Origin of the sequence: Paraburkholderia acidicola (assembly GCF_002362315.1) — a bacterium.
GTDB lineage: Bacteria > Pseudomonadota > Gammaproteobacteria > Burkholderiales > Burkholderiaceae > Paraburkholderia > Paraburkholderia acidicola.
The window spans coordinates 361256-379754 of record NZ_MTZV01000001.1 but is presented as its reverse complement, the minus strand read 5'-3'; the positions used below and the strand labels follow the sequence as shown (position 1 = coordinate 379754).

Annotated in this window: 13 protein-coding genes; 4 read left to right on the top strand and 9 right to left on the bottom strand. The window is 64.0% G+C overall.

The features are described from left to right. Window positions 1-187: 187 nt before the first annotated feature. A complete protein-coding gene (locus BWP39_RS01320) occupies window positions 188-901 on the bottom strand; it encodes a hypothetical protein (protein ID WP_207556523.1) in 714 nt (237 codons plus the stop codon). Between the two features lie 392 nt (window positions 902-1293). On the opposite strand from BWP39_RS01320, the gene BWP39_RS01315 reads away from it, so the two are divergent. After that, window positions 1294-3789: a penicillin-binding protein 1A gene (locus BWP39_RS01315; protein WP_096716574.1), complete on the top strand. Its 2496-nt coding sequence runs from the start codon at window positions 1294-1296 to the stop codon at window positions 3787-3789. 201 nt (window positions 3790-3990) lie between these two features. Beyond that, window positions 3991-4506, top strand: coding sequence for a hypothetical protein (locus BWP39_RS31690; protein WP_157915114.1), 516 nt, complete (start codon window positions 3991-3993; stop codon window positions 4504-4506). A gap of 310 nt (window positions 4507-4816) precedes the next feature. Here the strand turns inward: BWP39_RS31690 and BWP39_RS01305 are convergent, their stop codons facing one another. From BWP39_RS01305 to BWP39_RS01295, 3 genes are read right to left on the bottom strand one after another with little or no spacing between them, the layout of a single operon-like run. Further along, a complete protein-coding gene (locus BWP39_RS01305) occupies window positions 4817-6352 on the bottom strand; it encodes an efflux transporter outer membrane subunit (RefSeq protein ID WP_096716572.1) in 1536 nt (511 codons plus the stop codon). A 2-nt stretch (window positions 6353-6354) separates the two neighbouring features. After that, entirely contained in the window at window positions 6355-9501 is a 3147-nt protein-coding gene (locus tag BWP39_RS01300) for an efflux RND transporter permease subunit (RefSeq protein ID WP_096716571.1), read from the bottom strand. After that, a complete protein-coding gene (locus BWP39_RS01295) occupies window positions 9498-10712 on the bottom strand; it encodes an efflux RND transporter periplasmic adaptor subunit (protein ID WP_096716570.1) in 1215 nt (404 codons plus the stop codon). The genes BWP39_RS01300 and BWP39_RS01295 overlap by 4 nt, the downstream gene beginning before the upstream one ends. 135 nt (window positions 10713-10847) lie before the next feature. On the opposite strand from BWP39_RS01295, the gene BWP39_RS01290 reads away from it, so the two are divergent. After that, window positions 10848-11468: a TetR/AcrR family transcriptional regulator gene (locus BWP39_RS01290; RefSeq protein WP_096716569.1), complete on the top strand. Its 621-nt coding sequence runs from the start codon at window positions 10848-10850 to the stop codon at window positions 11466-11468. Window positions 11469-11513: 45 nt separating this feature from the next. Here the strand turns inward: BWP39_RS01290 and BWP39_RS01285 are convergent, their stop codons facing one another. From BWP39_RS01285 to BWP39_RS01265, 5 genes are all read right to left on the bottom strand, one after another. Further along, window positions 11514-11765 (bottom strand): hypothetical protein, encoded by a 252-nt coding sequence (locus tag BWP39_RS01285; protein ID WP_096716568.1) that lies wholly within the window; start codon window positions 11763-11765, stop codon window positions 11514-11516. Between the two features lie 241 nt (window positions 11766-12006). Beyond that, window positions 12007-13344 carry a C45 family autoproteolytic acyltransferase/hydolase gene (locus BWP39_RS01280; RefSeq protein WP_096716567.1) on the bottom strand — a complete coding sequence of 446 codons (1338 nt, stop codon included), beginning with the start codon at window positions 13342-13344 and terminating at the stop codon, window positions 12007-12009. A 192-nt stretch (window positions 13345-13536) separates the two neighbouring features. Continuing rightward, on the bottom strand, window positions 13537-15273 hold the full coding sequence (locus BWP39_RS01275; protein WP_096716566.1) for a ClcB-like voltage-gated chloride channel protein: 1737 nt from the start codon (window positions 15271-15273) through the stop codon (window positions 13537-13539). Window positions 15274-15438: 165 nt separating this feature from the next. Continuing rightward, window positions 15439-16176 (bottom strand): glutathione S-transferase, encoded by a 738-nt coding sequence (locus BWP39_RS01270; RefSeq protein ID WP_096716726.1) that lies wholly within the window; start codon window positions 16174-16176, stop codon window positions 15439-15441. A gap of 159 nt (window positions 16177-16335) precedes the next feature. Continuing rightward, window positions 16336-17436, bottom strand: coding sequence for a YeiH family protein (locus tag BWP39_RS01265; RefSeq protein WP_096716565.1), 1101 nt, complete (start codon window positions 17434-17436; stop codon window positions 16336-16338). Window positions 17437-17556: 120 nt separating this feature from the next. Here BWP39_RS01265 and BWP39_RS01260 point away from each other — a divergent pair, with 120 nt between their 5' ends. Beyond that, on the top strand, window positions 17557-18468 hold the full coding sequence (locus BWP39_RS01260) for a LysR substrate-binding domain-containing protein (protein ID WP_096716564.1): 912 nt from the start codon (window positions 17557-17559) through the stop codon (window positions 18466-18468). The last annotated feature ends 31 nt before the right edge of the window (window positions 18469-18499 follow it).

Below are 18499 nucleotides of genomic sequence, written 5' to 3'. Positions count from 1 at the left end.
AAAGGGCCAGACTGCCCGCGGATATTACACCACGGCCTCCCTTAAAACGGTCTTAAAAGGCCGGTTTCGAAAACCGTTTTACATGTGTTTCAAAACGGTATCGTGAACGTCTATTGGCAGCCGTTTTTATGGTCGCTTTTGTCACTATTCGCAGGTCGTCGACGATGCACGTTGCAACGTTCGCGGGTCAGGCGAAATGTCCGTCGGGGGTTGCTGGATCAGGGTGTGAGTCGTCTTCTTCTGAATGAGTTGCGCGGCGCGTGCGGGGTGCTTTCGCGGCGTTCGCAGCGAGCGACGCAGCTTTTGCCGCGGTCACGCGCGCAGCGGCTTCTGCCGCCGCCTGCTGGTCTTCGGCGCTGGTGTCGGTCAGCGGTGCATCGAGCGCACCGGCCGCCGCCGCGACAGCCGCTGCGGTTGCGGCAAGCGCGTCATGATGCGCTCGCAGTGCGTCGGGCACCGACAGCGGGGCACTGGGTTGTTCGCCAGGCGGTGCGACGTCCGCTGGATTGGGCGTGTCGCGTGGATCGACTGTCGTGGTGGTTTTTGCAGCGGCACGCGGGGCAGTACGCGGTTTCGTCGCGGTGCGCGCGACCCGTTGCAATGCTTCGTTCAGTGCATCCGGTTCGCGCGGTGCATTGAGCCGGTCGACGATGCTGGCCGCCTTCACCTGTTCGCTGGTCGCGCCGAAGCTGAGTACGGCCCGGCGCATCAGTTCGCTGACGCTGATCCCGAGGCCTTCTGCGCTCGCGGCGATCGCGCGTTTCTGCGCGGCCGTGACGAATACGACGATGCGTTCGGTAGGCTTGCTCATGATCGGCTCACGTGCCTTGTTGATTTCGTTGCGTGCGGGCGCGGGGCGCCACGCCATGTCATGCGCGCCGCCGCCTGATGACTTCATCATAAGTCGAGTTGTCCGGATGCGAAACCGGGCGGTGCATGAAAATGCCGTGACTTCAACAAGTTGTACGCTTTTCGGCAGGTTTGTCCACAGGGTGTTCAACATTTTCTGTTGATAACCGTCGGGCATCGCACAGACCGCCCGGACGGCGTGCCCGCGCGGTACAAACGGGGTTACGCGAGCATTCGTGGGGCATGGAGTGAGGGAATTCTTACAAAAAAACTGGCAAACAGGCCGCTTGATTTCTTTAGAATGCGCTGTTACGTTGCGCCGGAATCTTTCCCCGGCGCACCATGCGGCCCCCGGGGCTCGATGCCGCATGGCGGTGTCTGCCTCGCACAGCGCCGTCCGTCCGGGCGCAGAAGGTGCGCCTCGACGCGCCAACCATTCCAGTCATGCCTATCATTAAACGACCGCATTCTTCCCAGTCGCCCGGCCAGTCCGGAGATCGCGAACCCCGCTTCAATGCCGGTACTCCCACGGGACGACCGCGCGAAAACCACACGCCGCGCCGACGTTCGTTCGGCGTGACGCTCACGCTGTGGTTTGCCGGATTCTTTGCGACGCTTGCCGTGATCGGCTCGCTGATCATCGGCTATGCGCTCGTCGTGATGGGGCCGCAACTACCGTCGCTCGATTCGCTGACCGACTATCGTCCGAAGGTACCGCTGCGCGTCTACACAGCGGACCACGTGCTGATCGGCGAATTCGGCGAAGAGCGTCGCAGCCTCGTGCGCTTCCAGGACATCCCCGATATCCAGAAGAAAGCGGTCCTCGCCATCGAGGATTACCGCTTCTACGAACACGGCGGCGTCGACTTCCTCGGTATTCTGCGGGCGGGGATTGCCGACCTGATGCACGGCGGCGCATCGCAGGGCGCGAGCACGATCACGATGCAGGTGGCGCGCAACTTCTTCCTGTCGAGCGAAAAGACCTATACGCGCAAGATCTACGAAATGATGCTTGCGTACAAGATCGAACGCGCGCTGACGAAGGACCAGATTCTCGAGCTGTACATGAACCAGATCTATCTGGGCGAGCGTGCTTACGGCTTTGCCGCGGCCGCGCGCGTGTATTTCGGCGAGGACCTGAAGGACGTCACGCTGGCCCAGGCCGCGATGCTCGCGGGGCTGCCGAAGGCGCCGTCCGCGTATAACCCGGTGGTCAACCCGAAGCGCGCGAAGATTCGCCAGGAATACATCCTGAAGCGGATGCTCGATCTGAAGTACATCACGCAGGATCAGTACGATCAGGCCGTGAAGGAAGACATTCATACGAAGACGGCCGGCAACGAATACAGCGTGCATGCGGAGTACGTCGCCGAAATGGTGCGTCAGATGATGTATGCGCAATACCGCGACGAAACCTACACGCGCGGCCTGAACGTGACGACGACGATCGATTCCGCCGATCAGACCGCAGCCTACGATGCGGTGCGCAAGGGGGTGATGGATTACGAACGCCGCCACGGCTATCGCGGACCCGAAGGGTACGTCGAACTGCCGCCGCCCGGCGACGACCGCGATCAGGCCATCGAGGACACGCTCACCGATCACCCCGACAACGGCGAGATCATCGCCGCGGTCGTGACGGCCGCGGCGCCGAAGCAGGTGACGGCACAGGTACTCGACGGCACGGTTGCGACGATCAGCGGCGACGGGTTGCGTTTCGTGGCGGCAGCGCTGTCGCCGCGCGCGTCGCAGACGTTGCGCATCAAACCGGGTTCGATCGTGCGTTTGATTGCCGACGCGAAGGGCAACTGGCAGGTCACGCAGTTGCCGCAGGTGGAAGGCGCGCTCGTGTCGCTGACGCCGCAGGACGGCGCGATTCGCGCGCTGATCGGTGGCTTCGACTTCAACAAGAACAAGTTCAACCACGTAACGCAGGCCTGGCGTCAGCCGGGTTCGAGCTTCAAGCCGTTCATCTATTCGGCGGCGCTCGAAAAGGGTCTGGGACCGGCCACGATCATCAACGATGCGCCGCTCTATTTCCCGCCGACGACACCCGGCGGCGACGCCTGGGAACCGAAGGACGACGATCAGCCCGATGGTCCGATGCCGATGCGCGTTGCATTGGAGAAGTCGAAGAACCTCGTGTCGATCCGCATTCTGTCGTTCATCGGCACGAAGTACGCGCAGGACTACGTCACGCAGCGTTTCGGTTTCGATGTCGACAAGACCCCGCCGTATTTGCCGATGGCGCTCGGCGCCGGTCTCGTCACACCACTGCAGGCAGCGGGTGGGTACTCGGTGTTTGCGAACGGCGGTTATCGCATCAATCCGTATCTGATCGCGGAAGTGGACGATGCGCGCGGCGAGCCGCTGTCGAAAGCGCAGCCGCTCGTGGCCGGTCACGATGCGCCGCAAACCCTGACACCGCGCAACGCCTACATCATGAACAGCCTGATGCACTCGGTGGCGACGGTGGGTACCGGCGCGGGGACGAACGTGCTGCATCGCTCGGACCTGCAGGGCAAGACCGGGACGACGAACGATGCGAAGGACGGCTGGTTCGCCGGCTATCAGCAGTCGCTTGTGGCTGTTGCGTGGATGGGCTACGACCAGCCGAAATCGCTCGGTAGCCGCGAATTCGGCGCACAGCTCGCGCTGCCAATCTGGGTCGAGTACATGCAACGCGCCTTGCGTGGCATCCCGCAGGCCGAACCTGCGATGCCGGATAGCGTCACCACGGTCGACGGCGAGCTGTACTTTGCAGGCGTCACGCCGGGCAACGGGTTTGTCGCGAGCATCGGAATGGACGCAGCGAATCCGCTCGGAGGGGGAACGGACGCCGTGGGCAATCCGGGTGGGCTGACGCCGCCGCCGGTGCCGACCGTGTCGTCGGGTGAGAAGCAGCAGATTCTCGATCTATTCGAATCGAACAAGCCTTGATCGTGTCTTGATCCGGCCGCGCGTGAATGCAGTGTGCGTTCACGCGCGGCGTGTGTGACGCGCGCGGCGTATCGGCCAGCAGCAGCGGAAAGCTGCCTTCATTCAAGCACCTGGCGTGGTTGTCCGGGTGTTATCAACAGGTCTTTCAACACAATCTGTGGACAACGTTGCGATCCGTGCCGGGTTGCGTTGCTCGGTTCGATGTCGTCAATCAACCGCTCACGCGGGGTCGACTGGGCCGTGGTCGTCGCAGTGATTGCCGTGCGGGTGGTGCAGGTGGCCATCGACGAGATAGTCGACGTGATCCCCATGCGGCACCGCTTCGTGACCGCACCCGGGTCCGTGAATGTGTTTCGGGTCGTGGCCACCGCGGCCAGGTGTGCATTGATCCGGATTCCTCGCGCTCACTTCGAGCCGGTGCTCGTCTACATGATTGCCGTGCGGGTGATGCAGATGCCCGTCATGGAGATAATCGGTGTGATCGTTGTGCCTGATCGCAGTATGCCCACAGCCGGGGCCATGCTCGTGGTCGTGGTGAGCGTGATGGGGTTCGTTGCAGGTGCTCATCTGGGTGCTCCATGGTTGATGGGTAGCCGCCAGCCGGGAGGGCCGAATGCACAACGGGTCGGCTGGATCGACCCGTTGGCCACGGACGGTTCAACGCCTCATTGCTCTCCCATAGTAGGTTACGCGATGGCTTGTGACGCGGAAAATTGAGCAAAAGGCGCGAACGCGTCGCCGCCTCCTCGCTTGATTCAGTACGGACCTGCACGACCGTGCACCCGCTGCGGCAATACCATTCGCATCAGATACTTAAGGCTGCTGCGCGATACTTATCAACAGCTCTGTCAACAGAAACTGGGGATAACTCCGTCGTCACGCGATCATGTTTTGCATCGATCGCGTGACGACGCGACACTTTTCGCACCACGCTACAAAAGCACTGCGCGCTCAACGCGTTAGCGCGCTTGTCCTGATGTTTTCAACAGCCTGTTCAACATGAACTGGGGATAACTGCTGCGCTCCTTCAGTCGTGTGCGGCGCTGGCCGATGCGGGCGAAGCCGTAGTTGTCGCTGTCGCTGTCGCCGTTGCTGCAGATGCAGTGGCCGTTGAAGGCAACGGATTGCCCATTGCCTGGAACAGCGTCGCCGTATCGGTGAGCCGCGCGCCCGTGTAGCGAATCTCATCGAGCCGTGCGTTGCGATATTGCTGTTCGCTCGAACGCGTGTTCGTCACCGCCACCGCGCCGAGGCGATAACGTGCCGACGTTTCGGTGAAGATCTGCTGCGCGGAGCGGGCCGCCGTACTCGCGGCATCGAGCGCCTGCGCGTCGTGTTCGAGCGATGCAAGCGTATCGGCGACGTTCTGGAACGCAGCCAGCACGGTCTGACGATATTGCGCGACCGCGGCTTCGTAGGTATCGACGGCTGCGCGGCGTTGTGCGAACAGCGCGCCACCGTGGAAGATCGGTTGCGTGAGCGACGCACCGATACTCCAGAGCGCGCCTGCGCCCGATGTCGCGAGCGGCCAGCTAAAACCGCCTCTGCCCATCGACGCCGTCAACGACAGGCTCGGAAACATCTGTGCGGTCGCGACGCCGACTTCGGCGGCGGCGGCTTTCAACGTCGCATCGGCGGCGCGGATGTCGGGCCGTGCACGCAACAGATCGGACGGCACCGAGACTGGCACGTCTTCCGGCACGTGCAGGCTCGCGAGATCGAGATCGGCCGGTGCGGCATCGGGCGTGCGGCCTAGCAGCACGGCGAGCGCGTGGCGCGTCGTCAGCCACTGCTGACGCAGGCCGGGCAGGCTCGCCGACAGCGTTGCGGCGTTTTGCTGCGCGCCTAGCAGATCGCTGTGCGAGGCCGCGCCGAGTTCGTAGCGCCGCTTCGTGTCGTCAGCCTGCTGGTTAGCGAGCGCGACGAGACGCTCAGTCGTGTCCACCTGCTCGTGCAGCGCTGCCGCGTTGATCGCTGCCGACACGATGTTCGCCGCGAGCGACCGGCGTGCTGCATCGAACTGGTACGCCTGGGTGTCGACGCGTGCGGCCAGTGCCTTGTCCGCGAGGCGTGCCGCGCCGAACAGGTCGAGCGTGTAGTTCGCCTGGATCTCGCCGACGAACACGTTGTAGAGCGCGGTGTTCGGGCCGAAGGCCGGGAAGCCGAGTGCCCGCTCGCGCGTCGCCTGGCCGTTGGCGTCGATTGTCGGTAGCAGCGAGCTGCCGATCTGCGCACGCAACTGTTCGTGCGCGGCCGCGAGGTTCTTGTCGGCGGCGGCGAGCGTCGGGCTGTTACGCAACCCTTCGTCGACCAGTGCGTTCAGGTCGTCCGAGCGATAGAGCTTCCACCATTCGGGCACCGCTTGTGCGCCGGCGACGAACCGTTGCGTGACGCCGTTGGCCTGTACCGTTTGAGTGGGCTGAGGTTCGGCGCCGTAATGGGCCGGTTGCGGCATCGCAGGCGGCGCGCCGTTTGGACCGAACGAACACGCAGCAAGCGTGAAGGCGAGGGCGGCGCCGCAGGACAGTGCGGTGACAGTGCGGCGCGAGGAAGAGGTCTTCATGATCAGTTTCCCGAATGCGCAGACGCGTCGGCGTGCGGATCGCGCTCGTTGCCGCGTACGCGGAACCACGTTGCATAGAGCGCAGGCAGATAGAACAGCGTCAGCACGGTGGCGCTCGTAATCCCGCCCATCAGCGCGGTCGCCATCGGTCCGAAGAAGTTCGAACGCAACAGCGGAATCAGCGCGAGCACCGCGGCGGCCGCAGTCAGCGTGATCGGCCGGAAGCGGCGCACGGTGGCGCCGACAATCGCATCGAACCGTTGATGGCCGGCTGCGATGTCCTGCTCGATCTGGTCGACGAGAATCACCGAGTTGCGCATGATGATGCCGAACATCGCAATCACGCCGAGCATCGCGACGAAGCCGAATGGCTGGCCGAACATCAGCAGCGTTGCGACGACACCGATCAGCCCGAGCGGCGCTGTCAGCACGACCATCAGCACGCGTGAGAAGCTTTGCAGCTGGATCATCAGCAGCACCAGCACGGCGATCACCATGATCGGCATCTGCGCGTTGATCGACGTTTGTCCCTTCACACTTTCCTCGACTGCGCCGCCGATCTCGATGCGGTAGCCGACCGGCAGCGTGCTGCGAATCGAAGCGAGCGCGCCGTCGACCGCATGCGTCACGTCAATGCCCTGTGCATTCGCGATGACATCCGATTGCACGGTGATGGTCGGCTGGCGATCGCGTTCCCACACCACGCCGTATTCGAGGTCGTTGCGCAGCGCGCCAAGTGTGCCGAGCGGCACCGGGCCATTGGGCGTCGGCATCGCCAGCGTCAGCAACTGCGACGGGTCGACGCGTTCGCTCTTCGGTGCGCGCAGATCGACGCTGATCAGCTTGTCGCGTTCGCGGTACTGCGTGACGGTGTAACCGGACAGCGTCATCGCGAGGAAACTCGAGACGTCGTCGGAGGTGACACCCAGGTCGCGGGCCTTCTTCTGATCGATCTCGAAGCGTACCGAACGCTCGGCGGGCTCATCCCAGTCGAACTGCACGTTGGTTGTGTGCGCGTCGGCACGCATCGTTGCAGCGACGCGTTCGGCGATTGCGCGCACGGTCGCGATGTCATCGCCGCTTACGCGGAACTGCACCGGGTAACCGACCGGCGGGCCGTTCTCGAGCCGGGAGAGCCGCGTGCGGACCGCGGGATACTGGTTGCGCAAGATCGGTTCGAGCCACTGCGCGAGTTTCTCGCGATCTTCGACGCTCTTCGCCGTAACGACGAACTGCGCGAAATTCGCTTGCGGCAATTGCTGGTCGAGCGGCAGATAGAAACGCGGCGCACCGGTGCCGACGAAGTCGACCATATGATCGATTTCCGGCCGGCCATCGAGCGTTTTCTCGAGCCGTTGCGCCTGCCGCAACGTCGCCTCGAACGATGCGCCTTCGGGCAAGCGCACGTCGATCAGCAACTCGGGACGATCCGAACTCGGGAAGAACTGCTGCGGCACGAGCGTGAAGCCCGCGAGCGCCACGACGAACAGCGCGACGGTGATACCGAGCACGACGAAGCGCCGCTCGATACACCAGCTGATCCAGCCGCGCAGGCGGCCGTAGAAACGCGTGTCGTAGATGTCGTGCTCGTGTTCATGCTCTTCGGTCACGCCTTCAACGTGGGCGGGCTCAGGCGTTGCGCGCTTGCGCTCGGGCAACAGGTGATACCCGAGCAACGGAATCAGCACGACCGCGGCAAGCCACGACGCGATCAACGCGATGGCGGAGACTTCGAAGATCGAGCGCGTGTATTCGCCGGTACTCGATTTGGCGAGGGCGATCGGCAGAAAGCCGGCTACCGTGACGAGCGTGCCGGTCAACATCGGAAACGCGGTGCTCGTATAGGCGAACGCGGCCGCGCGGGTACGGGTCCAGCCCTGTTCGAGTTTCACGGCCATCATTTCGACTGCGATGATCGCATCGTCGACAAGCAGCCCGAGTGCCAGCACGAGCGTACCGAGCGAGACCTTGTGCAGCCCGATATTGAACAGGTACATGCACAGCGCGGTCACGGCGAGCACGATTGGAATCGAGATCACGACGACCATGCCGGTGCGCACACCGAGCGACACCAGGCTCACCACGAGTACGATCGCGATGGCTTCGGCGACCGCTTCGAGGAAGTCGTCGACTGAATGCGACACGGCGTGCGGCATGCTCGACACTTCGACGAGTTTCAGCCCCGCTGGCAGCGATGCGCGTAGCTGCGCCATGCTCGTGTCGAGCGCCTTGCCGAGGCGGATGACGTCGCCGCCAGGCTGCATCGTTACGCCGATGCCGAGCACATCGTGGCCGTTAGCGCGCATCTGCGTCGACGGTGGATCGTCGTAACCGCGCTTGATTGTCGCGATGTCGCCGAGGCGGAACGAGCGGTTGTTGATGCGGATCAACGTATCGGCGAGCGCTTTCACGTCGCCGTACTGGCCGGTCGGGCGTACGAAGACGCGGTCGTCGGCGGTGGTCAGCGTGCCCGCGGGCGACACGCTGTTCTGCGCGTTGATCGCCTGGGCGAGCTGCTGCGGCGAAATGCCGAGACGCGTGAGCTGCGTGTTGGCGATCTCGATGTAGACGTGCTGGTTCGGATCGCCGAAATAATCGACCTTGCCGACACCCGGCACGCGCAGCAGGACGGTGCGCAACTGGTCCGCGTAATCGTGCAGTTGCGCCGCGGAGAAACCGTCGCCCTGCAGCGTGTAGATATTGGTGTAGACGTCGCCGAACTCGTCATTGAAGAACGGGCCCTGCACGCCGGGTGGCAGTGACGTCGCAATGTCGCCTACTTTCTTGCGCACCTGGTACCAGGTTTGCGGCACATCGGCGACCGGCGCGGAGTCCTTCATCGTGAAGAAGATCATCGATTCGCCGGGTCGCGAGTAGCTGCGCAGAAAATCGATTGACGGTGTTTCCTGCAGCTTGCGGCCGATCCGGTCGGTGACCTGTTCCTGCACCTGGCGCGCGGTGGCGCCGGGCCAGAAGGTCTGGATCACCATCACGCGGAACGTGAACGGCGGATCTTCCGATTGCGCAAGCCGCGTGTACGCCATGATGCCGAACAGCGTGGCGAGTGAGATCAGGAAGACGACCAGCGCCTGATGTCGCAGCGCCCACGCGGACAGATTGAAGCGTCCCTCTTCGTGTGCTGCGCTCATGACGCGAAGTCCTCGGGATGCAGCGGCGCCATCACGCGGACCTTTTCGCCTGCGGTGACCGTATGCACACCTTGCAGCACGACGCGTTCGCCGTTTTTCAACCCATCGGAGATGGCGACCGTGCGTTCCTGGTAGCGTGCGACCTGCACGCGGCGCAGTTCGAGGACGTCGTCGCTGCGCACGACCCACACGGCCGGTGTGTTGCCGTCGTGGAAGAGGGCGGTGGCGGGCACTGTGAACGATGCGACAGCAGGCTGCGTCGCGCTACCGCTGAGTGCGACATCGGCGGTCATGCCGAGGCGCACGTCGCTGCCGGGGTTCTCGAGCGTCAGCCGCGCGCGCCACGTACGGCTTTGCGGATCGGCGGCCGGCGACAGTTCGCGCACGCGCGCGACAAAGCTGCGGCCCGGCAGCGCGGCGAGCGTGACCTTCGCGGTCTGGCCAACGGCCAGCGCGGCGAGCGCGTTTTCCGGCGCATCGACGACGATGTCGATGTCGCCGCTCCACGCGAGGTTATAGACAGCCTGTCCCGCCGATACGTTTTGCCCGGTGTCGGCCTGCTCGGCGGTGATCACGCCGGCGTGGTCGGCGGCGAGCGTCGCGTATTGCAGCTGGTCTTTCGACAGCGCGGCTTGCTGCGCGGCCTGGTCGCGCTGGGCGCTCGCCGACGCGTACGAATCTTCAGTCTGTTCGAGCTGGGCCTGAGCGATCAGGTTGTCGCGCGCCTGCGCGCGGTCGCGATCGAGCTGTTGTTTCGCGTAGACCAGACGATGTTGCGCGGCGTCGAGCTGGGCTTGCGCGCTGGCGGCGTTTTTCTGTGCATCGGCGGGGTCGAGGCGGGCGACGATCTCGCCGCTCTTCACCGTATCGCCGAGCCGCACCCGGCGCTCGACGATCTTGCCCGCGATCCTGAACGACAGCGGCGTCGAATAGCGGGCCTGGACTTCGGCCGGCAGCGTCATGGTGCTGGGTCGTCCGTCCGCCTGCACGGCGGTGGCGACGACCGGCCGCAGCGCCGGCGCGGTGGCTTCCTTCTTCTGGCACGCGGCAAGCAGGACGACGCTGGACAGGGCGAGCACACATGCGGCGCGGCGCAACAGCGCGGCTTGCGGGACAGGCTGTCGGGACGAGTGGCGCAGCGCCTGTGCTGCGCGAGAACCGGGACGATTCACAATGACTCCGATCTGCAGAAAAATAAGCCGGCGATCCATGGTGAATCGCCGCAAGGGCATGTTTTAAGACGAGGGACAGAAGCCCTTGTATAAAATGCTGATGTGCATTCTAATACATACCTGTATCTGAGTGTGAAAGTGAATCGAAATCCATTCGATGCTAGACTCCGCCCCATGAAACGAACCCGCCTTACACGTGAGCAGAGCAAGGACCAGACGCGGCTGCGCCTGCTCGATGCTGCGCAAGCCATTTTTATGAAGAAGGGATTCACCGCAGCCAGCGTCGAGGACATTACGGCCGCGGCGGGTTATACGCGCGGTGCGTTCTATTCGAACTTCCGCAGCAAGCCGGAGCTGTTTCTCGAACTGCTGCGGCGCGACCATGATCTGATGCAGTCGGAGCTGGAGGATATCTTCGCGGGCGAGAACACACGCGAGCAGATGGAGGCCCGTGTGCTGCAGTACTACAGCCGCCTGCCTTTCGATCAGAAATGTTTCCTGCTATGGGCCGAAGCCAAGCTGCTCGCCGCACGCGACGCGCGCTTTCGCGTGCGCTTCAACGCTTTCATGTATGAGAAACGCGAACAGCTCGCGGCCTATATCCGCGAGTTCTCGGTGCAGACGGGCATCCCGCTGCCGTTGCCCGAGGAGCAACTGGCGCTAGGACTGGTGGCGTTGTGCGATGGTGTGCAATCGATGATTACGACCGATCCGAAGAATGTCTCAGATGATCTGATCCAGTCGGTGCTCGGCGAGTTTTTTAGCAGAGTCGTGTTCGGGCGTGGCGCTCGCTGATCTGCCGGTGCCGGCCATTGAAGCGTGAGGTGGCGAACCGCTGGTTCAGGTTTGCAGATGCTCGTCGGGGGCGTCGAAGGCGTGGCTCAGATGGCGGGATTTCGGCAATGCAATGGTTTCCCATTGCTGCGGTGCGGTGGCATCCACCGCCGGGCCAGCGGCGGAAGCAGGCCCGGCAGATAGACTGCCCGCCCGGTCAGCAATCGCCGCCCCGGTGCTGTCGCGTGCGGTATGCGTCGGCGCAGCAAAACACGAAGCGGACAGCAGGGCCATGGTCATCAGCGTCGAGGTTTTCATCGCGCGACCTCCTTTCCTCATGCAGCACATTGACTGCAGCAAGCGCCGTGCCATTGCGCGAATCGCACTGGCACATACGCCCGGCGCGAAGTCGCTGCACAGCGAGACGCGCTTTCTACCATCTTATACGGCAATTCTTGCAAGTGTCGGCAGCGTCGGCAGCGGCCGCAGCGTTGACAGGGCGGTGCGCTGACACAGTCACCCAGCATCGAACGATCGTTCGGTCAGACGCAATGATCTTTCAGCGCAGCACGTCGAAGCGGGTCCACGGCCACGACGGCCGGTCGCGCATATAGCCGTTGAGCCAGTTCCACTGCGGATGGCGTTTCATGAACGCCTGCGCATCGAACGGCCGTCCGCACGGATGGCCCCAGCGCGCGTAGAACGCCATGTCGCGCGCCATCTCGCTGTCGACCACCTTACCGTCGTTGGCCCCCCACGGATTGAACGGCCCGTGGTCCGAGCCACCAAAGCGCGCGTCGTCCAGCTCAAGATGCCCGCACACGGTTCGCGAGCACGGGTTGTCGGCGCGATCGAGATAGACGTCGTGATGATCGGCAATCATCTGCTTCGCAAGTTCGGTATCGATCTTGCCGTGATGCTGTTCTTCGAGCTGCATGAAGCGGAGGCGCCGCGCGCCGTTTTTGCGGACGTCCGTGTAGTCGTCGCCTTCGCCGATGCACTCCTGGTTGCGGATCTTGAGGTCGGTGGCGGTGTTGTAGCCGCTATAGAAGCCGTCCTTCGTGCTTTCGAAACCCGAGTAATGCAGGCCAAGTTCATAGCGGGCGATCTCGCCGGTTTTCGCATCGCCGAGCAGCCAGCTGTTTGCGTAGCCACCGTTGTTGGCGAGCGCGAACATCTCGCACCATTCGCCGATGCTGTTCGCGTACTGGCTCGCGCGCCGCGAGCGGTAGAACTCGGGGGCGCCCGCCGGGTTGTAGCCGACGAAGTTCGAGATCGTGGTTTCAGTCACCATCAGTCCGGCTGCGGTGACCCAGAAGTCCGTCAGGCTCGAGATGCAACCAGGCAACCCCTGCATCAGGATGCGGTGGCCCGACTCGGGCACGATGTCGAACACGACGTTGAAGGCATCGCCGGCGGCATAGCGATCCCACGAGTTATGCGCCATCACGATGCGGCCGTCACGCGTCGCGCTGCCGGTCGCAATGAACGCGCTGCAATGGTGACCGCGCCGGCCGCGCCACGGTTTCACGCCGAGCTGCGGTTGCGCCGTTGTCGCATGAGTGGGCCACCAGCTCTGCAGCAAATCCATATAGCCATTCCACGCGAGCACTTCCGCGAACGGCAGCTTCGCGCCATCGGCGATGCCCTGGATTTCGTCGGTGAATTCGCGGTCGAGCTTCGGTGCGAACTGCGCGACGGCTGCCTCGACGAACGTATCGAAGTCTTCGCCGGTGTCCCATTTCGCGAGGTAGCGCGCGGTATGCACGGCATTGCGGATTTCAGTGGCGAGCAACTGGCCGTGCTGTTCGCCGCGGTCATACGGCTCGCCTTCGAGGTGGACGAAAATCCAGCCGGCATGATCGCGGCGGGCGGCATCGATTGAGGGTTCGCTCATCTTCGCTCCGGTCGGCAACACAGATGCAACACGCACACGACACGCACGCAACACACAGGCAACGCGCGCTCACCGCCACGCATCGCGACTCGGATGCGCGGCGGCGGGGGGATCGTTTCATTGTAGGGAATCTGCCGGCACTTTGCCGGTGCAGATGTGTCGCGTGCGTTGCGATGAGTGTTGCGCGACCGCTCAGCGGTGCGGATTCATCCTGAAGTACGCATCGAGCAGCGAGGTCTTGTAGACGACACCGGCAAGCGTCGGGTGTTGTGCGCTTTCGATCACCGGCAGCCGTTCGCCCTGGAACGCCATGAAGTGCTGGAGCGCGACGCCGAGCGGCATGTCGGGCGTCAGCACATCGAAGTGCGGCTGCAGGTAATCGGCGGCGGTGCGGGTCGATGTTTCGCGCCGCTCGAGCAGATCGGACGTGATGTCTTTTAGCGCCACGACGCCGAGAAAACAGCCGGCCTCGTCAGTCACGTACAGATACTTGACCGGATACTCGAGAAACACGCGCGTCATTTCCTGCACCGTCGCACCCGGTTGCACGACGGTGTCCGGCGGTTTGATCAGTTCGCGCACCTGGGTTGCGCGCAGCCGCACGCGTTCCTGTTCTTCGCGGTTCCGATGCAGCGTGATTTCATACATCGACGTTTTGGCGATCGCGCGCGAGACGAAATACGCGACCACGCACGAGAGCATCAGCGGCAGCACGACCTGGTAGCTGAGCGTCATTTCGAAGATCATCAGGATCGCCATGAGCGGCGCCTGGGTGGCGCCGGCGAGGAAGGCGCCCATGCCGACCATCGCGTAGGCGAACGGCGCGGACGTGCCATGCGGCCAGAGCGCGTGCATCGCCTGGCCGAACAGCGAACCAAGCACGGCACCGACGAAGAGCGTCGGCGTAAAGATCCCGCCGATCGCGCCCGAGCCCGCGGTCGCAGCAGTGGCGACGAGCTTGAACACGAGCACCAGCACGAGTGCGCTCCAGGTCCACGGCGAATGCAGGATCGCGTTGACGACGCTGTAGCCGTTGCCCCAGACGTCGGGCGTCCAGACCGACAGAATGCCGACGACGAGACCGCCGAGCGCAAGCTTCAGCGGCAGTGGCAAGGCGATGCGCTGGAAGCCCGCCTTCGATACGTCGAGCAGCCGCAGGAACTGCGGCGCCGCCGCGCCGCACAGCAGTCCGAGCGCGACGAACAGCAGCACTTCGACGCCGGTCACGGGCGGAAAAACCGGCATTTCGTAAGGCGGACGATAGCCGCCGAACTCGCGCATCGTAATGTTCGCCACCACCGACGAAACGACGACCGGCCCGAAGCTTTCCATGGCAATCGAGCCGAGCACGATTTCGGTGACGAAGAACGCGCCCGCAATCGGCGCGCTATAGGCTGCCGTGATGCCGGCCGCGGCGCCGCAGGCGACCAGCAGACGCAGCCGCGGCGGATCGAAGTGCACCCAGCGTCCGATCAGCGAGGCGGCGAGCGCGGCAAGCTGCACCATCGGACCTTCGCGGCCGATCGATCCGCCGCTCGCGATCGTGAACAGCGACGACAGGCTGCGCCACAGGCTGAGCCGCACCGGCACGACACCGTCGCCGATCGCGACCGCTTCCATGTAATCGGTGTGATTGTGGCGCTCTGCGCCGCGCCGTGCGATCAGCAGGATGACGCCGGCGATGAGACCGCCCGCCGCGGGTAGCCAGATGCGCACGGTCCACGGTAGCCGGCGCGCCATTTCGACGAGGCCGCCGCCCGACTCGCCGGAGATCGCGCGTTGCATGAGCGCGATGGCTTCGCGGAAGGCCATCGTCGCGAACGCCCCGGCCACACCGACGACCACCGACCAGAGCAGCATCGTATGCGCATCCGAGAGCCCGAACAGACGTTGCGCGCGGGTACGCAGTTTCAGCAGGAATGAGAGCACGGCGGGAGCGTGGAGTGCGTGAAGCGTGAGTGGGTGGCGCGAGCCGAAGGATAGCACCGCGCAAGGCGCGTAATGCGTGCGAGGGCGCCGTCGAGTATGCCCGCAGCGACACGGGTTGCGCGTCGCTACAGTCGTTAATCGCGTCCGCGACGATGCGCCAGCGCGCTAGCGTGCCGTCTTGTCGAGTTCCGGGTAGTGCCGGAAGACGCACGCCTCGTTGTGTGGAAGCCGCCGGTCGGAGGCGAGATAGGCGGCGATCCGCGGCCGTGCGATAACCCGGGCGTACAGGGCTGCAAGCTTTGGATACTGCGTGCCGAAACGCTTTGTCGCGCGCGGAAACGCGTACATCAATCCGTCGATCAGCTGAAACATCGACAGGTCGACATAGGTCAGCGCATCGCCGACCAGGAAGTCTTCGCTGGCGGGATTCTGTTTTATCACCCGCTCGAAGTAGCGCATGAACTTCGGTATGCGGTGATCGATGAAATCGCTTGCCCGTATTTTCGCGGCGTCTTTCTGGTCCTCGTAGTAGAGGTTGCTCGCGAGCGGATGATGCGTGTCGTGCGCTTCGGTGACCATGTCGGCGATGGTCAGCTGCAGGCCGTTCGCGATGAAGCGCAGACCTTCGTCGCGTGGTGCGAGACCAAGCTTCGGGCCGAGGTAAAAGAGGATGTTCGCGGTCTGCGACACGATCAGCTCGCCGTCCTGCAGAAACGGTGGTGCGAACGGCGGATGCGTTTCGTCCTTGCTGCCTAGCCGCGCCATCATCGCGCCAGTGCCGAGGCCGGCCGCTTCGTCGCCACGTGCCACTTCGACGTAGTCGGCGCCGGCTTCCTCCAGTGCGAGCCGCACGAATTCGCCGCGGCCCTGCAGGCCATCCCAGTAGTAGAGTCGGTAGGTCATCGATCGGTCCTTGCTGAGGCTGTGTGTGTACATCGGGCGAGCATGAAGTATGCCGCGCGCGCAACGCATCGGCGCACACCGGCTCGCGTAAAAGCGCAGAAGCCCCGCCATCGGCGGGGCTGCGGGCGTGCCGGGCGAGGCCGGCCGCAGGGGTTGGGTCTACGCGAAAAGGCGCTCGACAGCCCATGTGATACCCAGTCCGCCAACCGTCAACCATACGTAGAGGATCAACCCAGTGGTCAGCGCACGCGGACCTGCCTGGCGGATCTGCGAGAGGCGCGTTTCGATGCCGAGGGCGGTCATGGCCATCGTCAGTGCGAAGGTGTCGAGCGTGTTGATCGTTTGTGTGGCTGGGGCAGGGAGAACGTGCAGCGAGTTGACGACGACCATCGCGAGGAAACCGAGGGCGAACCAGGGTACGGCTAGTTTGCGTGCTGCATGTGCGCCGTGCTCGCCGCTCGCGCTGCTCATGCCGTTTGTGTCATTCGTACCGCGAGCCGAGCGGTTCAGCCAGAGACCGATGACCAGCAGCACAGGCACCAGCAGCATGACCCGCGTCATCTTCACGATCGTTGCGATATGCGTGGCCTCCGGGCTCACGTTCGCCGCAGCGCCAACCACCTGGGCGACCTCATGAATCGTGCCGCCGAAAAAGAGGCCCGCGCCGAGCGTGTCGAGGTGCAGCCAGCCGGCGCGATAAAGAGCCGGGTAGAGAAACATCGACAGCGTGCCGAACAGCACGACGCTACCGACCGCCATCGCACTCTTATGCGGTTTGGACTGCAGCGTCGACTCGAAGGCGAGCACCGCGGCGGCACCGCAGATCGCGCTGCCGGCGGCGGTAAGCAACGCTGTGTCGCGATCGAGCTTCATCAGCTTCATGCCAGCCCACGTGCCGACGACGAGCGTGCTGACCACGATCAGTACCGACTCCGTCAGACCCGGCAGTCCGACCTGAGCAATCTCCTGCAGACTGACCCGCAGACCAAAGAACGCCACGGCGATTCGCAACAGCCTGCGTGCCGAAAAATTGACGCCGGCTGCCCAGCTCTCGGGCATACCGTCGCGCAACGCGTTGCCGTAGATCGCTCCGGCAACGATGCCGACGATCAGCGGGCTCAGTCCAAGTCCGGCGATCGCCGGCAGTTGCGCGATGCGCGTGACGGCCGCCGCGAACAGCGCGACGAAGAGGATGCCGTTGAGGTGACCGCGCGTCGACGAGGCGGCGCTGGGGACGGCGTGTACATGAACGGTGGACATGGCAGATGGCCTTCGAATAAAGCGATTTCGACGCGATGGCCTAATCCTAATTTGGATATATCGGTATGAGAAATCGTCATTTACGACGTAAGATATCGATAAATCTGATATTTCTATCTCATGACCCCTGATCAGCTGATAACTTTCGCCGCCGTAGCCGAGCACCGCAACATCAGCCGCGCGGCAGAGACACTGCATCTGTCGCAGCCGGCGGTGTCGGGGCAACTGCGTCTGCTGCAGGAAGAATTCGGCGAGCCGCTGTACCAGCGGGAAGGGCGTGGCGTGCGTCTGACGCCGACCGGCGAGCAACTGGCCACCTATGCCGCGCATCTGCGCGACACCTGGCGGCAGGCTCACGCTTATCGCGACGCATTGCGCGGCATGGAGCGCGGCACGCTGCGCATCGGGGCGAGCACGACGCCAGCCAGTTACCTGCTGCCTTATCTGATCGCCGATTTTCATCAGCGCTATCCCGACGTTACGCTGCATACCGCCGACGGCAATACCTCCGAGATCGTCGCCGCGCTCGCTTCGGTCGATATCGCGTTGATCGAAGGGCCGGTCGGCTCGGATCTGCCGCTCGATACGGCGGTTCACCCATGGCGCGAGGACGAGATCGTCGCGATCATGCCGCGCTCGCACCCGCTCGTGCAGGGCGGTGACCCGCAGGGGCCGCGCCGCGCGACGCTTGCCGAACTCGGTGCGTGGCCGCTGGTTCTGCGCGAGGCGGGCTCAGGCGTGCGACAGGTCATCGAACGGGCTTTTGCGCGGGCGGCGGCGCCGATGCGCGTCGCGCTCGAAATCGCTGGGGTCGAGGGCGTGAAGGAGGCGGTGCGCGCGGGCATGGGCATCGGTTTCGTCTCGGCGATGTCGATGCGTCACGAGGACGCTGCGCTGTGTCTCGTTTCGCTGGCGCCGGAACCCTGCACGCGCCGGTTCTCGATCCTGTTGCCGCACGCCAGCGCGCCGTCGCGTGTCGCGCAGCGCTTTCTCGAGCTGTGCATGGCGGAGCACGGTTCATCGGCCGGATAGGGGATTACCACGATGGTTCGCCATGCTGGCG

Coding starts and splice junctions, on each gene's coding strand:
- BWP39_RS01320 (WP_207556523.1), bottom strand. CDS start 901: ATGATGAAGTCATCAGGCGGCGGCGCGCATGACATGGCGTGGCGCCCC.
- BWP39_RS01315 (WP_096716574.1), top strand. CDS start 1,294: ATGCCTATCATTAAACGACCGCATTCTTCCCAGTCGCCCGGCCAGTCC.
- BWP39_RS31690 (WP_157915114.1), top strand. CDS start 3,991: ATGTCGTCAATCAACCGCTCACGCGGGGTCGACTGGGCCGTGGTCGTC.
- BWP39_RS01305 (WP_096716572.1), bottom strand. CDS start 6,352: ATGAAGACCTCTTCCTCGCGCCGCACTGTCACCGCACTGTCCTGCGGC.
- BWP39_RS01300 (WP_096716571.1), bottom strand. CDS start 9,501: ATGAGCGCAGCACACGAAGAGGGACGCTTCAATCTGTCCGCGTGGGCG.
- BWP39_RS01295 (WP_096716570.1), bottom strand. CDS start 10,712: ATGGATCGCCGGCTTATTTTTCTGCAGATCGGAGTCATTGTGAATCGT.
- BWP39_RS01290 (WP_096716569.1), top strand. CDS start 10,848: ATGAAACGAACCCGCCTTACACGTGAGCAGAGCAAGGACCAGACGCGG.
- BWP39_RS01285 (WP_096716568.1), bottom strand. CDS start 11,765: ATGAAAACCTCGACGCTGATGACCATGGCCCTGCTGTCCGCTTCGTGT.
- BWP39_RS01280 (WP_096716567.1), bottom strand. CDS start 13,344: ATGAGCGAACCCTCAATCGATGCCGCCCGCCGCGATCATGCCGGCTGG.
- BWP39_RS01270 (WP_096716726.1), bottom strand. CDS start 16,176: ATGACCTACCGACTCTACTACTGGGATGGCCTGCAGGGCCGCGGCGAA.
- BWP39_RS01265 (WP_096716565.1), bottom strand. CDS start 17,436: ATGTCCACCGTTCATGTACACGCCGTCCCCAGCGCCGCCTCGTCGACG.
- BWP39_RS01260 (WP_096716564.1), top strand. CDS start 17,557: ATGACCCCTGATCAGCTGATAACTTTCGCCGCCGTAGCCGAGCACCGC.